The sequence below is a fragment of the Clavibacter zhangzhiyongii genome (genome assembly GCF_014775655.1).
Lineage (GTDB): Bacteria > Actinomycetota > Actinomycetes > Actinomycetales > Microbacteriaceae > Clavibacter > Clavibacter zhangzhiyongii.
On the sequence record NZ_CP061274.1, the window covers coordinates 1,077,653 to 1,093,016 of the forward strand.

At 72.7% G+C, this 15,364-nt stretch carries 16 protein-coding genes and 2 tRNA genes; 11 read left to right on the top strand and 7 right to left on the bottom strand.

Features of this window, described 5'->3' with window-relative positions; translation table 11 throughout:
* Positions 1–2: 2 nt before the first annotated feature.
* The gene (locus H9X71_RS05155; protein ID WP_191148629.1) at positions 3–1,115 is read left to right on the top strand and encodes a branched-chain amino acid aminotransferase; all 1,113 of its coding nucleotides are present in this window, start codon (positions 3–5) and stop codon (positions 1,113–1,115) included.
* 77 nt (positions 1,116–1,192) lie between these two features.
* Here the strand turns inward: H9X71_RS05155 and H9X71_RS05160 are convergent, their stop codons facing one another.
* Complete coding sequence (locus tag H9X71_RS05160) at positions 1,193–2,068, bottom strand: SDR family oxidoreductase (protein WP_191148630.1); 876 nt, start codon at positions 2,066–2,068, stop codon at positions 1,193–1,195.
* 62 nt (positions 2,069–2,130) lie between these two features.
* Here H9X71_RS05160 and H9X71_RS05165 point away from each other — a divergent pair, with 62 nt between their 5' ends.
* The 6 genes from H9X71_RS05165 to H9X71_RS05190 all read left to right on the top strand — a co-directional run bounded on the left by H9X71_RS05165 (position 2,131) and on the right by H9X71_RS05190 (position 6,798).
* Positions 2,131–2,601 carry a MarR family winged helix-turn-helix transcriptional regulator gene (locus H9X71_RS05165; protein ID WP_191148631.1) on the top strand — a complete coding sequence of 157 codons (471 nt, stop codon included), beginning with the start codon at positions 2,131–2,133 and terminating at the stop codon, positions 2,599–2,601.
* 10 nt (positions 2,602–2,611) lie between these two features.
* Complete coding sequence (locus H9X71_RS05170) at positions 2,612–3,385, top strand: fumarylacetoacetate hydrolase family protein (protein WP_191148632.1); 774 nt, start codon at positions 2,612–2,614, stop codon at positions 3,383–3,385.
* Positions 3,386–3,387: 2 nt separating this feature from the next.
* Complete coding sequence (locus H9X71_RS05175; RefSeq protein ID WP_191148633.1) at positions 3,388–4,146, top strand: hypothetical protein; 759 nt, start codon at positions 3,388–3,390, stop codon at positions 4,144–4,146.
* A gap of 13 nt (positions 4,147–4,159) precedes the next feature.
* Positions 4,160–5,680 (top strand): glutamate--tRNA ligase, encoded by a 1,521-nt coding sequence (gene gltX, locus H9X71_RS05180; protein ID WP_191148634.1) that lies wholly within the window; start codon positions 4,160–4,162, stop codon positions 5,678–5,680.
* Positions 5,673–6,638, top strand: a complete 966-nt coding sequence (locus H9X71_RS05185; RefSeq protein ID WP_191148635.1) for an NAD(P)/FAD-dependent oxidoreductase — start codon at positions 5,673–5,675, stop codon at positions 6,636–6,638. Before gltX ends, H9X71_RS05185 begins: the two co-directional genes overlap by 8 nt.
* 88 nt (positions 6,639–6,726) lie before the next feature.
* Positions 6,727–6,798: transfer RNA gene (locus H9X71_RS05190), tRNA-Gln, on the top strand.
* 137 nt (positions 6,799–6,935) lie between these two features.
* Here the strand turns inward: H9X71_RS05190 and H9X71_RS05195 are convergent.
* From H9X71_RS05195 to H9X71_RS05205, 3 genes are all read right to left on the bottom strand, one after another.
* Positions 6,936–7,946 (bottom strand): aldo/keto reductase family protein, encoded by a 1,011-nt coding sequence (locus H9X71_RS05195; protein ID WP_191148636.1) that lies wholly within the window; start codon positions 7,944–7,946, stop codon positions 6,936–6,938.
* Between the two features lie 134 nt (positions 7,947–8,080).
* Positions 8,081–9,091, bottom strand: coding sequence for an aldo/keto reductase family protein (locus H9X71_RS05200; RefSeq protein ID WP_191148637.1), 1,011 nt, complete (start codon positions 9,089–9,091; stop codon positions 8,081–8,083).
* Positions 9,092–9,166: 75 nt separating this feature from the next.
* Complete coding sequence (locus tag H9X71_RS05205) at positions 9,167–9,781, bottom strand: TetR/AcrR family transcriptional regulator (RefSeq protein ID WP_191148638.1); 615 nt, start codon at positions 9,779–9,781, stop codon at positions 9,167–9,169.
* A gap of 55 nt (positions 9,782–9,836) precedes the next feature.
* Here H9X71_RS05205 and H9X71_RS05210 point away from each other — a divergent pair, with 55 nt between their 5' ends.
* Both H9X71_RS05210 and H9X71_RS05215 read left to right on the top strand, forming a co-directional pair.
* Positions 9,837–10,634, top strand: coding sequence for an SDR family NAD(P)-dependent oxidoreductase (locus tag H9X71_RS05210; RefSeq protein WP_191148639.1), 798 nt, complete (start codon positions 9,837–9,839; stop codon positions 10,632–10,634).
* Between the two features lie 86 nt (positions 10,635–10,720).
* A complete protein-coding gene (locus H9X71_RS05215; protein ID WP_191148640.1) occupies positions 10,721–11,680 on the top strand; it encodes an aldo/keto reductase in 960 nt (319 codons plus the stop codon).
* Positions 11,681–11,761: 81 nt separating this feature from the next.
* Here the strand turns inward: H9X71_RS05215 and H9X71_RS05220 are convergent, their stop codons facing one another.
* The 3 genes from H9X71_RS05220 to H9X71_RS05230 form a co-directional block, all read right to left on the bottom strand.
* Positions 11,762–12,877, bottom strand: a complete 1,116-nt coding sequence (locus tag H9X71_RS05220) for a TerC family protein (RefSeq protein WP_191148641.1) — start codon at positions 12,875–12,877, stop codon at positions 11,762–11,764.
* A gap of 232 nt (positions 12,878–13,109) precedes the next feature.
* On the bottom strand, positions 13,110–13,526 hold the full coding sequence (locus tag H9X71_RS05225; RefSeq protein ID WP_191148642.1) for a sortase: 417 nt from the start codon (positions 13,524–13,526) through the stop codon (positions 13,110–13,112).
* Between the two features lie 84 nt (positions 13,527–13,610).
* The gene (locus tag H9X71_RS05230) at positions 13,611–14,249 is read right to left on the bottom strand and encodes an MBL fold metallo-hydrolase (protein ID WP_191148643.1); all 639 of its coding nucleotides are present in this window, start codon (positions 14,247–14,249) and stop codon (positions 13,611–13,613) included.
* Positions 14,250–14,441: 192 nt separating this feature from the next.
* Between H9X71_RS05230 and H9X71_RS05235 the strand changes: the two genes are divergently transcribed.
* Both H9X71_RS05235 and H9X71_RS05240 read left to right on the top strand, forming a co-directional pair.
* Positions 14,442–14,517, top strand: a tRNA-Glu gene (locus tag H9X71_RS05235).
* Positions 14,518–14,636: 119 nt separating this feature from the next.
* The gene (locus H9X71_RS05240; RefSeq protein ID WP_191148644.1) at positions 14,637–15,359 is read left to right on the top strand and encodes a Type 1 glutamine amidotransferase-like domain-containing protein; all 723 of its coding nucleotides are present in this window, start codon (positions 14,637–14,639) and stop codon (positions 15,357–15,359) included.
* Positions 15,360–15,364 lie beyond the last annotated feature (5 nt).

Consider the following 15,364-nt stretch of genomic DNA (forward strand, 5'->3'; position numbering starts at 1 on the left):
CCATGAGCACCACCAGCACCGACGCCGCCTTCCCCCTCTCCTTCGAGCTGACCCCGTCGGAGACCGCCCGCGCCGACGCCGAGCGGGAGGCGATCCTCGCGGACCCCGGCTTCGGCAAGCACTTCACGGACCACATGGTCCAGATCGACTGGACCCTCGACGCCGGCTGGCAGGACGCGCGCGTCGTCCCGTACGGCCCCCTCCAGCTCGACCCCGCGGCGAGCGTCCTGCACTACGCGCAGGAGATCTTCGAGGGGATGAAGGCGTACGCGCACGCCGACGGATCCGTCTGGACCTTCCGCCCCGACCGCAACGCCGCCCGCCTCCAGCGCTCGGCCCGCCGCCTCGCGCTGCCGGAGCTCGCGACCGAGGACTTCGTCGAGTCGGTCCGCCAGCTCGTCCGCGCGGACATCGACTGGGTGCCGCGCGGCGCCGAGCAGAGCCTGTACCTGCGCCCGTTCATGATCGCCAACGAGAGCTTCCTCGGAGTGCGCGCCGCCCAGCGCGTGGGCTACTACGTCATCGCGAGCCCGGCCGGCGCCTACTTCACCGGCGGCGTGGCTCCCGTCTCCATCTGGCTGTCCCGCGACTACTCCCGTGCGGGCAAGGGCGGGACGGGCGCGGCGAAGACCGGCGGCAACTACGCCGCGTCGCTCCTCCCGCAGGCTGAGGCCGCGTCGCACGGATGCGCGCAGGTGCTCTTCCTCGACTCGCAGGAGGGCCGCTACCTCGAGGAGCTCGGCGGCATGAACCTCGTGCTGGTCTACAAGGACGGCCGGATCGTCACGCCGGACTCCGACAGCATCCTCGAGGGCATCACGCGCGACTCCATCCTCGAGCTCGCGCGCGACCGCGGCCTCACGGTCGAGAAGCGCCGCGTGGAGCTGTCCGAGTGGGTCCAGGGCGTCGAGTCGGGCGAGATCACCGAGGTGTTCGCGTGCGGCACGGCGGCCGTCATCACGCCCATCGGGCGCCTCATGGGCGAGGGCCTCGACGTGGGCGACATCGACGCGCCCGCCGGCGAGCTGACCACGTCGCTGCGCCAGGAGCTGACCGACATCCAGTACGGCCGGATCCCCGACCGCCACGGATGGCTCACGCGCCTCGACGCGTAGCGCGCACCGCCCCGACGCGGACGGCCGGTCCCTCCACGGGGGCCGGCCGTCCGCGTCCCGCGGCCGTCGGGCCGCCGTCAGCCGCGCCGCAGCTCGTCGGCGTGCGCCCGTGCGAAGTCGAGGAACGACCGCGGCGGCGTGCCCGTGATCCGGCTCACCGCGTCGGTCATCGCGCGCACGTCGTCGAGGCCGTCGCGCACCACCTCGGCGTACTGCCGGACGAGACCGCGCGCGAGCCACGCGTCGGCGCCGCCCGCGCGGAGAGCCAGGCCGAACAGCGGCCCCGGGAGGTGCACGTACCGGATCCGCCAGCCGAGCGCGGTGGACAGCCGCTCCGCGACCTGCCGCGAGGTGAGCGCCTCCGGCCCCGTCAGCACGTGATCGCGGCCCTCGTGCCCGTCCTCGGTGAGGACCTGCGCGGCGACGCGGGCGATGTCGGCCGCGTCGATCCAGCCGATGGCGCTGCCGCCCGTGGTCTGCGGGTACAGGCCGCGGCGGATGGCGGGAGCGGACTGCAGGACGTTCTGCATGAACGCCGACGGGCGCAGCAGCGTCCAGGCGAGCGGGGAGGCGCGCAGCAGCGCGTCGGTCTCCGCGCACGCCCGCGCCCACGGCAGCCGCGAGTCGAGGGTCGCGTCGCCGCCGGAGAGGTGCACCACCCGTCGCACGCCCGCGGCCTCGGCCGCCTCGACCGCGTTCCGGCCGAGCTCCGCCTGCCGGGGCGTCACGGGCGTGAGGAGGAACATCCGGTCGCAGCCCTCCAGGGCGGGGCCGAGCGTCCCCGGCCTGCCGAGGTCGCCGAGCACCGCGTCGACGCCGCGCGCCCGGAACGCCTCCACCTGCTCGGGCCGTCGGCACAGCGCGCGCACCGGCTCGCCGCGGTCGGCGAGGAGCGCGACCACGCGTCCCGCGACGCCGCCCGTCGCCCCGGTCACCAGGATCGATCCGTCCATGCTGCCTCCTCCTCCAGTATCAGGCATCTGATACTGAGGACCGTAACACCTAGGCTGGCCGGATGCCGCAGCCGCACGAGTTCACCGAGGCCGACCTCGGGAGCGTCATCACCTGGAGCGCCGTGCGCGCCGCCCGGAGGCTCGAGCGGATGCTCACGGAGGTCCTCGCGGAACACGACCTCACGCCCGTGCAGTTCGGCGTGCTCATCCACCTGGCGGTGCGGCCGTCCATCACGCAGGCGGTGCTCGCCCGCGAGGTGGCCGTGCGCCCGCAGAGCATGGATCCGCTGCTGGCCGGGCTCGAGGCGCGCGGGCTGGTGTCGCGCTCCGCCGAGCGCGGACGGGGCCGCCGGAACCCCGTGACGCTCACGGACGCGGGCCTCGCGCTGCTGCGCGCGGCGTGGGGGCCGGCGACGGCGACGAACGACCTCTCCGGGTTCGGCGTCGACCGGGAGACGGGCGACGTCGTCGCCGACGCGCTCCTCCGGATCGCCACGGCCGGACCGGGTCTGCCCGCGCCGCCGCACGGCTAGGGTCGACAGCGTGAAGATCGCGCGATTCAGCACCGGAGACGACCCCCGCTACGGCATCCTCGACGAGGAGGAGGGCCACCTGGTCGTCCTCTCCGGCGACCCCATGTTCAGCGGCTACCAGACCACGGGGGAGCGCGTGCCGCTCGCCGACGCGCGGCTGCTCGCGCCCGTGATCCCGCGCTCCAAGGTCGTCGCGGTCGGCCGCAACTACGCCGCGCACGCCGCCGAGCACGGCAGCGAGGCGCCCACGACGCCGCTCATCTTCCTGAAGCCCAACACCTCGGTCGTAGGGCCCGACGACGCGATCCGCCTCCCCGCCGACAGCCAGCAGGTCGAGCACGAGGGCGAGCTCGCGGTCGTCATCGGCAGGATCGCGCGCGACGTGTCGGTCGAGGACGCGCACCGGTCGATCTTCGGCTACACCATCGGCAACGACGTGACGGCCCGCGACATCCAGCACTCCGAGAGCCAGTGGGCGCGCGCCAAGGGCTACGACACCTTCTGCCCGCTCGGCCCGTACATCGAGACCGAGGGGTCGTTCGAGGACGCGCTCATCGAGACGCGCGTGGACGGGGAGCTGCGCCAGTCGGCCCGCACGAGCGAGATGGTGCACTCGGTGCCCGAGCTCATCGCCTTCGCCTCGCGCGTCTGGACCCTGCTGCCCGGCGACGTGATCCTCACCGGCACCCCCGCGGGCGTCGGCCCGTTCACCGACGGCCAGGTCGTCGAGGTGTCGATCGAGGGGATCGGCACGCTCTCGAACCCCGCGCGCGCCCGCGCCTGACCGTGATCCGCCCCGGCCGTCCCGCGCGCCTCGCGCTGGCGGCCGCCGCGGTCGCGCTGCTGTCGGGCTGCGTGTACGACGTGTCCGACTACGGACTCGAGACGCCCGGGCCCTCGGACGTGCCCGCGCCCACCGCGTCGCCGAGCCCGACCGCCGCGGATCTCCGCCTGCCCGCGGGCTGCGAGCCCGCCGACCTCTCGATCGACTGGGCGGAGCCCGTGGCCGGGCCCGCGGACGAGCTGCTCGCCGTGCGCGTGATGACCGTGCGGATCCCGAGCGCGGGGGAGCAGCCCGGCCTCGGCTCCACGACGCAGCGCGTCACGCGCGTCGACACCGCGCTGCGCCCGGCGCTCCGCCTCGAGCTCGACGAGGGGGACGGACCCGCCGTCCCCGTCGACGACGGCCTCGTGCCGCCCGGGACCTGGGCCGCCTTCCTCGGCGCGGACCTCCGCGATCGCGACCTCGTCGGGCCGCGGTTCGGCCGGCCCCCGCAGATCACCTCGTTCGACCCCGTGCTCGACCGCGCCGCCCGATACGTGATCGGGTACCTGGGCTCCGCGCAGTCCGCAGACGTCACGGTCACCGGATGCGACGGCGCGTTCCGCGGCTCGGGGACCCTGGAGGGCCTCGACCCGACGCGCTCCGCCGGCGCCGTCCTCCTCGAGTGCGGCGTGCCGCCCGGCGACCAGTACGACCGGTGGGACCTGCTCGAGCCGTACTGCGCCCCGGGCGCCGCGGGGGCGGCGGGCACCGAGCCCTAGGATCGGATGCAGGATGACTGAGACAACCGCGCACCCCGTGACCACCGCTTCCGGCACCGACGTCCGCGTCCGGTTCTGCCCGTCCCCGACCGGGACGCCGCACGTGGGGCTCATCCGCACGGCGCTGTTCAACTGGGCGTACGCGCGCCACACCGGCGGCAAGCTCGTCTTCCGCGTCGAGGACACCGACGCCGCGCGCGACAGCGAGGAGAGCTACCGGCAGCTCATCGAGGCGCTGCGCTGGCTCGAGATCGACTGGGACGAGGGCGAGGGCGTCGGTGGCCCGCACGCGCCGTACCGCCAGTCGCAGCGCACCGACCTCTACCTCGACGTGATCCGGAAGCTCACCGCGTCCGGCCACCTCTACGAGAGCTACGCGACCGCCGAGGAGATCGAGGCGCGCAACCGCGCCGCCGGCCGCGACCCGAAGATGGGCTACGACAACTTCGAGCGCGACCTCACCGAGGTCGAGCGCCAGGCGTTCCGCGACGAGGGCCGCGCGCCCGCCCTGCGCCTCCGCGTGCCGGACACCGACCTCTCCTTCGACGACCTCGTGCGCGGCACGGTCACGTTCCCGGCCGGGTCCTTCCCCGACTTCGTGCTCGTGCGCCCGAACGGCGCCCCGCTCTACACGCTCGTGAACCCCGTCGACGACGCGCTCATGGGGATCACGCACGTGCTCCGCGGCGAGGACCTCCTGTCGTCGACGCCCCGGCAGATCGCGCTGTACCACGCGCTCATCGACATCGGCGTGGCCGACGCCATCCCGCGCTTCGGCCACCTGCCCTACGTGATGGGGGAGGGCAACAAGAAGCTCTCCAAGCGCGACCCCGAGTCGAACCTGTTCCACCACCGCGACCGCGGCTTCATCCCCGAGGGCCTCATCAACTACCTGGCGCTCCTCGGCTGGTCGCTCACGCACGACCGCGACGTGTTCTCGCGCATGGAGATGATCACCGCGTTCGACGTCGCCGACGTCACGCCCGCGCCCGCGCGCTTCGACCTGAAGAAGGCGGAGTCGCTGAACGGCGACCACATCCGCCTCCTCGCCCTCGAGGACTTCGCCGGGCGCCTGGTGCCGTACCTGCAGGCCGCGGGCGTCGTCGGCGCCGAGCTCACGCACGACGAGAAGCGCATGCTCGACGCCGCGGCGCCGCTCGTGCAGGAGCGCATGCAGCTCCTCGGCGAGGCGCCCGACCTGCTGTCGTTCCTCTTCACCACGGCCGACGCGCTGCCGTACGACGACGCCGCGGTGCAGGCGCTCAAGGACGACGCCGGCGAGGTGCTCGCGGCCTCGCGCGGCGCGCTCGACGGCGTCCCGCACACGCAGTGGGACGTCGACCTGGTGCAGGAGATGCTGCAGAACACCCTCATCACCGGCATGGGCATGAAGCCGCGCCTCGCCTACGGGCCGCTGCGCGTCGCCGTCTCCGGGCGCCGCATCTCGCCGCCGCTGTTCGAGTCGATGGTGCTGCTCGGCAAGGACGAGACCATCGCGCGCCTCGACCGCCTCGCGGGGATGCTCGGTGAGTGACCCCGCGGGCGCCGGCGCGACCGGCGCCGGCTCCACCGCGTCCGGCGACTCCTACGACGTCGTCGTCATCGGCGCGGGCCCCGCGGGCCTCTCCGCCGCGCTGAACCTCGTCCGGGCCCGGCGCCGCACCCTCGTGCTCGACAGCAGCCGGCCGCGGAACGCCGCGACGCTCATGTCGCACGGCTTCGTCACCCGCGACGGTATCTCCCCGCTCGAGCTCCGCAAGCTCGGCCAGGTCGAGGTGGAGTCCTACGACGAGGGCGAGTTCCAGCTCGCCGTCGTGCAGTCGGCGGAGCCCGCCGAGGGCGGCTTCACGGTCCGTGCGAAGGGCGTCCGCCGCGCGCCCGACCGCGAGGTGCACGCGCGCCGGATCCTCATCGCCACGGGCCTCGTGGAGACGCTGCCCGACCTGCCGAGCATCCGCGCGTACTACGGCACCGCGGTGCACAGCTGCATGGAGTGCGACGGCTACGAGAAGGCCGACGAGCCGCTGTTCCTCATCGGCGAGACCGACGACCTCGTGGAGCGCGCCCTGCTGCTCTCGCAGTGGTCGCGCGACATCATCGTCTTCACCAACGGCGTCGCCCGCATCGACGAGGCGGGGGAGCGCGGGCTCGCGACCCTCGGCATCCGCGTCGACCGCCGGCCCGTCGCCGACATCGAGGGCGAGCGTGCGGCCGTCGCGGGCATCCGGATGCAGGACGGCTCGGTCGTCCCGCGCACGGGTGGCTTCGTGCGCCCGCGCTACTCGACGGCCCTCGACTTCCTCGCGGGCCTCGACCTCGACACCGATGACGACGGCCACATCGCCGTCGACGCGGAGGGCCGCACGTCCCATGCGGGCGTCTACGCGGCGGGCGACAGCTCGCAGCCGGGCCCGCAGCAGCTGATCATCGCGGCCGGCTTCGGCGCGCGCGCCGCCAGCGCGATCAACCGGGACCTGCTGCCGCGGATCTGACGCGTGGGGCCCGTCGGGCGCGCGCCGGTTTGGCGTGGATCCGGCCGATGGGCTACACTCGACGAGGCCCGATCGCGCATCGGGACCTTGGGGTATGGTGTAATTGGCAACACGGAAGATTCTGATTCTTTTGTTCTTGGTTCGAGTCCAGGTACCCCAGCACTGAATGATCAGGAAACGAAGGCCCGGATGTCCGGGCCTTTTCCTTTTGCCCCGCACGAGCATTCGCGAACATGCCGACGGCCCCGCCCGAGCATCTGCTCGAGCGGGGCCGTCGTCGTGCTCAGCGCCTGCGGATCAGGAGAGGCGCCCCTTCGGCGAGCTGTCGCTCGTCTTGGACGGGTCCTTCTCCACGACGTCGCCGAGGGCGTCGTCGATGCGGGTGAGGAGCTCCGCGGGGATCGTGACGCCCGAGGCCTTCACGTTCTCGTGCACCTGCTCGGGGCGCGAGGCGCCGATGATCGCCGAGGCGACGTTGTCGTTCTGGAGGACCCAGGCGACGGCGAGCTGGGCGAGCGAGAGGTCCAGCTCGTCGGCGACGGGCTGCAGCTCCTGCACGCGCGTGAGGACGTCGTCGTTCATGTAGCGCTTGATCATGTCGGCGCCGCCCTTGTCGTCCGTGGCGCGCGAGCCCTGCGGCAGGTCCTGGCCGGGCTTGTACTTGCCGGTGAGGACGCCCTGGGCGATGGGGGACCAGACGATCTGCGAGATGCCGAGCTCGGCGGAGGTCGGGACGATCTCCTCCTCGATGACGCGCCAGAGGGCCGAGTACTGCGGCTGGTTCGAGATCAGCTGGAAGCCGAGCTCGCGGGAGAAGCCGTGCGCCTCGCGGAGCTGCTCGGGGGTCCACTCGCTGACGCCGATGTAGAGCGCCTTGCCCTGGCGGACGACGTCGGCGAACGCCTGCATCGTCTCCTCGAGCGGGGTCTCGTAGTCGTAGCGGTGCGCCTGGTACAGGTCGACGTGGTCGGTCTGCAGGCGGCCGAGCGAGCCGTCGATCGACGCCATGATGTGCTTGCGCGAGAGACCGGTGTCGTTGTGGCCCTTGGCGCCGGTGGGGAAGTAGACCTTCGTGAAGATCTCGAGCGAGTCGCGGTCCTCGCCCTTGAGCGCGTCCCCGAGGACCTTCTCGGCGACGGTGTTCGCGTAGCCGTCCGCGGTGTCGAACGTGGTGATGCCGGCGTCGAGGGCCGCCTGCACGCACTGCGTGGCGGTGTCGTTCTCGACCTGCGACCCGTGGGTCAGCCAGTTGCCGTACGTGATCTCGGAGATCTTGAAGCCTGAGTTGCCTAGGTAGCGGAATTCCATGTCGCGAGCCTACGCCGCGTGCGCTGGGTGCCCTCGGGGCGAGCGCTGTCCGCGGGGTGACCGGGAGATGGACGCGCGGCCCCGCCCGAGCATCTCGGGCGGGGCCGCGCGGTCGTGCTGGGCGAGGCGGCGGATCAGGCCTCGCGGGTCTTCGGCGAGCTCTCGTCGGTCTTCCGCGGGTCCTTCTCGACGATGTCGCCGAGGGCGTCGTCGATGCGGGTGAGGAGCTCCGCCGGGATCGTCACACCGGACGCCTTCACGTTCTCGTGCACCTGCTCGGGACGCGAGGCGCCGATGATCGCGGACGCCACGTTCTCGTTCTGCAGCACCCACGCGACGGCGAGCTGCGCGAGCGAGAGGTCGAGCTCGTCGGCGACGGGCTGCAGCGCCTGCACGCGGGAGAGCGTGTCGTCGTTCATGAAGCGCTTGATCATGTTCGCGCCGCCCTTGTCGTCGGTCGCGCGGGATCCGGACGGCAGCTCCTGGCCGGGCTTGTACTTGCCGGTCAGCACGCCCTGGGCGATGGGGGACCAGACGATCTGCGAGATGCCGAGCTCCTTCGAGGTGGGCACGACCTCCTCCTCGATGACGCGCCAGAGCGCGGAGTACTGCGGCTGGTTCGAGATGAGCTGGAAGCCGAGGTCGGTGGCGAGCGCGTGGCCGGCGCGCAGCTGCTCGCTCGTCCACTCGCTGACGCCGATGTAGAGCGCCTTGCCCTGGCGGACGACGTCGGCGAAGGCCTGCATCGTCTCCTCGAGCGGGGTCTCGTAGTCGAACCGGTGGGCCTGGTAGAGGTCGATGTAGTCGGTCTGCAGGCGCGTGAGCGACGCGTCGACCGAGTCCATGATGTGCTTCCGCGAGAGGCCCGTGTCGTTGTGGCCCTTCGGGCCGGTGGGGCCGAAGACCTTGGTGAAGATCTCGATCGAGGCACGCCGCTCGTCCTTGAGCGCCTCGCCGAGCACGGTCTCCGCCTTGGTGTTGGCGTAGACGTCCGCGGTGTCGAAGGTGGTGATCCCCGCCTCGAGCGCGGCCTTCACGCACGCGGTCGCGGTGTCGTTCTCGACCTGCGATCCGTGGGTGAGCCAGTTGCCGTAGGTGATCTCGGAGATCTTGAAGCCGGAGTTGCCGAGGTATCTGAATTCCATGCTCCGACCGTACGCCGGGCGTCTTGGCCGCTCCGCACGAAAGTGTGCGAGGGGCGCGACGGGACCGCGGCTGGATCAGGCGGCGCGGGAGCCGGCCACGTGCAGGGGCGCGAGCGCCGTGTCGAGCGCAGCCTCGAGCGGCCAGGCGGAGCGCTCGGGCTGGCTGAGCACGAGGCCGCCCTGGATGGCCGCGAGGATCACCGTGGCGGTGCGCTGGGGATCCGCGGACGCCGCGACGAACCCCGCCTCCCGCATCCTCTCGACCCCGCGGGCGAGGAAGGCGCGCCAGGCCCGCATGCCCTCCGCGATGCTGCGCTCGAGCTCCGGATCGGTGGCGGAGGCCTGCGTGGCGAGGGAGCCGATGGGGCACGCCCACCGGCCGCGTCCGATGTAGTAGTCGACGAGCGCGGAACGCCAGGCCTCCCACGACTCCCAGGAGCCCAGGTCGTGGATGTGCGGCTCCTGCGCCTCGAGGAGCTGCTGCCCCTCCCACGCGGCGACCTCGCGCACGAGCTCCAGCTTCCCGCCCGGGAAGTAGTGGAAGAGCTGGCTCTTGCTGGTGAGGGTGGCGGCGCGCACGTCGTCGAGGGTCGTGCCGCCGATGCCCGAGGCGAGGATCTGCTCGCCCGTCGCCTCGATGATCCGCTGGCGGGTGCGCCGGCCGCGCTCCGTGATCCCCGACTCCGCCATGCTCCGATCCTACCTTCCTGGACCACTCGGTCCAATCCGTGCTATTGATTGGACCATGCAGTCCAACAACGAGATCCTCCAGTCCCTCACCCCCGACACCCGGCTCGCCGGCCGCACGGCCGTCGTCACCGGATCCACCAGCGGCATCGGCGAGGCCATCGCCCGCGTGCTCGCCGCATCCGGCGCCGAGGTCGTCGTCAGCGGACGCAGCGCCGAGCGCGCCGCCGCCGTGGTCGACGCCATCACCGCGAGCGGGGGCCGGGCGCACGCCGTCACGGTCGACCTCGGCGCCGACCACGAGGAGGTCCGCCGCTTCGCCCGCGCGGCGACCGCCGCCCTCGGCGGCCGGGTCGACATCCTCGTGAACAACGCCGGCGTCTACCCGGTCGGGCCCACGGCCGCGCTCGCGGACGACGACCTCGACGCCGTGCTCGCCATCAACGTCCGCGCGCCCCACGTGCTCGTCGCGGAGCTCGCCCCCGCCATGGCCGAGCGCGGGTCCGGCGCCATCGTCGACATCGGCTCGTGGATGTCGCGCGTCGGCGTGCCCTTCGGTGCGGCGTACACCGCCTCGAAGGCGGCCGTCGAGCAGATGACCCGCACGTGGGCCGCGGAGTACGGCCCGAGCGGCGTGCGCGTGAACACCGTGGCGCCGGGCGCGACCTCGACCCCGGGCAACGCGGACTCGGCCGACGTGCTCGCGGCGATGACCGCGACCACCGTCGCGGGCGTACCCGTGCGTCCCGTCGACATCGCGTACGCGGTGCGCTTCCTGGTGTCGGATGAGGCCGCGTTCGTGCACGGCGCGCGCCTCGACGTCGACGGCGGGATCACCAGCACGCGCCTCGGCTGACCGGCGGTCCCGGTCCCGGCCACCACCGCGTCGTCCGCCACCGACCCGGCGCGGGCGACGCGGCCCGCCCGGAGCATGCTGGATCCATGAGCCGCATCGACCTGCCCGAGCTCGGCCTCGGCACCACCACCCTCGGCAACCTCTACCGCGCGATCCCGGACGACCAGGCGCACGAGGTCGTGCGCGCCTCGTGGGACGCCGGGATCCGGTACTTCGACACCGCGCCGCACTACGGGCTGGGCCTCGCGGAGCGCCGGCTGGGGGAGGCGCTGCGCTCCCGCCCGCGGGACGAGTACGTGGTCTCCACCAAGATCGGCCGGGTGCTCGAGCCCGTCGACCCGGAGGGGCTGCGGGACGACGACCTCTTCGACGTCCCCCGCGACCACGTGCGCCGCTGGGACTTCAGCGCCGACGGCGTCCGGCGCTCCCTCGACGACTCGCTCGCGCGGCTGGGCCTCGACCGGGTCGACGTCCTCCTCATCCACGACCCCGACGAGCACCTCGACCAGGCCGTGCACGAGGCCGTGCCCGCGCTGGCGCGGCTCCGCGACGAGGGCGTGGTCGGCGCGATCGGGGTCGGATCCGGCACCCCGCGCTCGCTCGCGGCGCTGATCGGCACGGGCGCGCTCGACCTCGCCATGGTCGCCGGCCGCTACACGCTGCTCGACCAGTCGGCGCTGCACGAGGTGATCCCCGCCGCCGAGGAGCACGGCACGCGCATCATCGCCGTGAGCGTCTTCAACAGCGGCATCACCGCGTCCGACGACCCGGCCGACGGCGCGACCTACGAGTACGGGCCGGCCTCCGAGGAGGTGCTCGCGCGTGCCCGGCGCATCGCCGAGATCTGCGCCGGGTACGGCGTGGAGCTGCCGCACGCCGCGATCCGGTTCCCGCTGCGCCACCCCGCCATCAGCACCGTCGCGCTCGGCATGGCGTCGGCCGACGAGGTGCGCGACGACGCGGCCCACGCGTCCCGTCCGGTGCCGGACGAGCTGTGGGCCGAGCTCACGGCCGAGGGCATGATCCCCGAGGGCCCGCTCGCCTGACGCCCGCACGCACGCATCCGCGCGCACGACGACGCCCGCCCCCGGATGCGGGAGCGGGCGTCGTCGTCGTGCGGGGGAGCGTCAGCGGCGCGGGGCGTCCACGTCGCGACCGGCGTCCGCGTGGCGCTCGTCGTCGACGCTGCGGCCGGAGCCGCGCGCCGCGTCGTCGTCCGCGCCGACCGGTGCCTTCTCGCCCTCGACGGAGGCCGCCGCGTCGGTGCCCTCGACGGCGGTCGCGTCGCGCTTCGTCTTCGCGAGGCTCGCGACGGTCGCCACCGTGATGGTGAGCAGGATGAACGACAGCGAGAACCAGATCGGGATCTCGGGCGCCCACTCCACATGCTCGCCGCCGTTGATGAACGGCACCTCGTTGACGTGCAGCGCGTGCAGCACGAGCTTCACGGCGATGAAGCCGAGGATCACCGCGAGGCCCTGCGAGAGGTACACGAGGCGCTCGAGGAGCCCGGAGATCAGGAAGTACAGCTGGCGGAGGCCGAGCAGCGCGAAGGCGTTGGCGGTGAAGACGATGTACGCCTCCTGCGTCAGGCCGAAGATCGCGGGGATGGAGTCGAGCGCGAACAGCACGTCGGTGAGGCCGATGGCGAGCATCACCAGGAACATCGGGGTGAAGAGCCGCTTGCCGTCGACGCGGGTCGTGAGCTTGTCGCCGTCGTAGTGGTCCGAGGTGGGGATGAAGCGGCGGAGCGTGCGGATGAGCTTCGAATCCGACTCGTCCTCGTCGTGCGTCTCCTTCATCTGCTTGTAGGCCATGACCAGCAGGAGCGCGCCGAAGAGGTAGAAGACCCAGGAGAAGTTGTCGATGATCGCGGAGCCCATGGCGATGAAGATGCCGCGCATGACGAGCGCGATCGCGATGCCGACGAGCAGCACCTTCTGCTGGAAGGCCCGCGGCACGGCGAAGCTCGACATGATGATGAGGAAGACGAAGAGGTTGTCGACGCTCAGCGCCTTCTCCGTCACGTAGCCGGCGAAGTACTCGCCGCCGAAGGTCCAGTTCGAGAAGACGCCGACGCCCACGCCGAACACGAGCGCGATGACGATGTAGACGACGGACCAGGTCGCGGACTCCTTGAGCGTCGGCTCGTGCGCCTTGCGGACGTGCGCGAAGAAGTCGAAGACGAGCAGGCCGAGGACGGCCGCGATGGTCGCGGCCCAGAGCCAGAAGGGGACATCCATGAGGGGTTCTCCAGTACTCGGACCGCGTCGGGTCCGGTGGGGTACTGAAGGTCTCCTCCACCCCGCGAGCTGCTGCTCGCGGAACCGGCCGCACGGGTCGGAGTGGTCCGACCGTACTGACGACACGACCGCCGGATGGGAGTACTCCCCTTCGAGGAGCGAGTCTATACGGCCGCATGGAGCGCCTCCGACCACGCGGGCGGATCCCCAGCGGGCGGATCAGCGCGGGCTGCTACTCGAGGAAGAGGAGCGCGATGCCCGCGACGGCCGAGGCCGCGCCGATGCCGATGAGCACGAGCCCGGTCACGCGGAGCGCTCGCCCGTCGAGCTCGGGGGCGTGGGTGCGGACCCGCCACGGGGCGCGGGGCGAGAACCAGACGCGCACGTCGGATCCGGCGGCGAGGTCGCGGGTCTCGGGGGAGTCCGCCGCCGCCTCGTGCACCTCGCCGTCGCCGTCGAACCAGCGGAGCACGCGGGCGCTCGACCCGTCGGCGTCGGCCGGGCCGTCGGCGACGAGGCCCTCGGTCGCGGTCCAGCGGCGCCCGAGCACGCGCACCGACACGCCGGTGACGTAGAGCGCGATGCCCGGGACGAGCGCGATCCAGGTGAGGAACTCGATGATGAGCGACGCCGCGGCGAGACCGTCCATGCCCGTGCGACCCCGCGTCCCTCCGGGCGCACCCCCTGCGGGCGCGCCATCCCGATGCTATCGGCGGCCGACGCCGTGCGAGCCCTAGAGGTCGAGGCTGTCGCCGGGCTCGAGCGCGTGGAACTCGCCGCCGCCCTGCTCGGTCGCCCACTGCAGGCGCCCGTTCGACATGGTCTTGCCCGCCGTGGACAGCACCATCTCGTGCGTGGGGAACGCGCGGCGGGGTGCCACGGCCAGGACGTAGTCGATGGACTCGCTGATCTTCATCCAGGGGGCGCCGGCGGGGGCGGCCAGGACGTCGACGTCGACGCCCTCGGGGACGACGAAGGAGTCGCCCGCGTAGTAGAGCGCGTCGTTCACGAGCACGCCGAGGTTGTCGACGACGGGGATCGACTCGTGGATGACCGCGTGGGCGCCGCCGAAGAAGCGCAGGGTGAAGGGCCCGACCTCGACGGTCTCGCCCGCGTGCACGACCGTCACGTCGAAGTCGGCGGCCGCGGCGGCGACGCCCTCGGGCGCGTAGATGGGCACGCCCTCGTTCTTGTCGAGGATGCGCTTCAGCTGCTCGGGGGTCCAGTGGTCGGGGTGCTCGTGCGTGATGACGATCGCGTCGGCGTTCATCGCCTCGGTGATGGGGGTGGTGAAGGAGCCCGGGTCGATGAAGAGCTTGCGCCCCGACATCTCCAGGACGAGGGCGGCGTGCTCGAGCTTCGTCAATCGCATGAGAGGAGCCAACACCGTCCGGGCGGCGGGGGCAAACCGGCGCGCGGGGGCGCGGCGCGGCGGTGATCGGGGGCGCGAGGCGGGGGTCGGCGGGTGCGGGCGGACGGGGTGCGGCGGGCTCGGATCCGCCCGGTCGGGGCTCGATTTGGTCCGGCTGCGGACGCTGTGGCATACTCGACGAGTTGCAAAAACGGCCCCATCGTTTAGCGGCCTAGGACACCGCCCTCTCACGGCGGTAACACCGGTTCGAATCCGGTTGGGGTCACCACCGCATCACCCGCCCGGCTCCTCCTCACGGAGGTGCCGGGCTTCTTCTTTCCCCGGCCGGGCATCTGTGGGTGGCGCTGCGCGGCCCTAGCTCCCGGCCCGGCCCTGTACCGTCGAGGGGTGAGTGTGCACCTGGTCGGAGGCGGCCTGTCGGATGACGACACCCCCCTCCTCGCGCGGTTCCTGTCCGAGGCGACGACGAGGGCGACCGCGGCCGCCCGGTTGGAGCCGGCCCGCGTCGCCGTGGTCCTCGTCCACGACGGCCTCGGCGCCGAGGAGTTCGACCGGTACGCCGCCGCGCTCCGTGCCGCGGGAGCGTGCGACCCGGTCGCCGTGCTCGCGCCCGAGGGCGGATCCATCGAGGTCGCGCAGCTGCAGGACGTCGACGGCATCGTCGTCGGCGGCGGCCTCACCCCCGCGTACCGTCAGGCGCTCGAGCCCGTCTTCGGCGAGATCCGCCGCCAGGTCACCGCGGGCGTCCCGTACCTCGGGTTCTCCGCCGGCGCGGCCGTCGCCGCCGAGACCGCCATCGTGGGCGGCTGGCGCATCGGCGACGTCGAGGTCGTGCAGGAGGCCGCGAGCGAGGAACTCGACGAGGTCACCGTCGAGCAGGGCATCGGCCTCATCGACGTCGCGGTCGACGTGCACGCCGCCCAGTGGGGCACCCTCACCCGGCTCATCGCCGCCACCGAGGCGGGCCTCGTCGAGGGCGGCGTCGCCATCGACGAGGGCACCGTGCTCATCGTGGGCGAGGGCCAGCTCGTCGTCGAGGGGCGCGGCAGCGTCTGGTCGGTCATCGGCTCGGAGACGGGCGTCACCGTCAGCTCCGCCGGCGCGTCCTGATCCAC

Excerpts from the sequence above, each read along its gene's own strand:
- H9X71_RS05155 (WP_191148629.1), top strand. The coding sequence starts at position 3 with ATGAGCACCACCAGCACCGACGCCGCCTTCCCCCTCTCCTTCGAGCTG.
- H9X71_RS05160 (WP_191148630.1), bottom strand. The coding sequence starts at position 2,068 with ATGGACGGATCGATCCTGGTGACCGGGGCGACGGGCGGCGTCGCGGGA.
- H9X71_RS05165 (WP_191148631.1), top strand. The coding sequence starts at position 2,131 with ATGCCGCAGCCGCACGAGTTCACCGAGGCCGACCTCGGGAGCGTCATC.
- gltX (WP_191148634.1), top strand. The coding sequence starts at position 4,160 with ATGACTGAGACAACCGCGCACCCCGTGACCACCGCTTCCGGCACCGAC.
- H9X71_RS05195 (WP_191148636.1), bottom strand. The coding sequence starts at position 7,946 with ATGGAATTCCGCTACCTAGGCAACTCAGGCTTCAAGATCTCCGAGATC.
- H9X71_RS05200 (WP_191148637.1), bottom strand. The coding sequence starts at position 9,091 with ATGGAATTCAGATACCTCGGCAACTCCGGCTTCAAGATCTCCGAGATC.
- H9X71_RS05205 (WP_191148638.1), bottom strand. The coding sequence starts at position 9,781 with ATGGCGGAGTCGGGGATCACGGAGCGCGGCCGGCGCACCCGCCAGCGG.
- H9X71_RS05210 (WP_191148639.1), top strand. The coding sequence starts at position 9,837 with ATGCAGTCCAACAACGAGATCCTCCAGTCCCTCACCCCCGACACCCGG.
- H9X71_RS05215 (WP_191148640.1), top strand. The coding sequence starts at position 10,721 with ATGAGCCGCATCGACCTGCCCGAGCTCGGCCTCGGCACCACCACCCTC.
- H9X71_RS05220 (WP_191148641.1), bottom strand. The coding sequence starts at position 12,877 with ATGGATGTCCCCTTCTGGCTCTGGGCCGCGACCATCGCGGCCGTCCTC.
- H9X71_RS05225 (WP_191148642.1), bottom strand. The coding sequence starts at position 13,526 with ATGGACGGTCTCGCCGCGGCGTCGCTCATCATCGAGTTCCTCACCTGG.
- H9X71_RS05230 (WP_191148643.1), bottom strand. The coding sequence starts at position 14,249 with ATGCGATTGACGAAGCTCGAGCACGCCGCCCTCGTCCTGGAGATGTCG.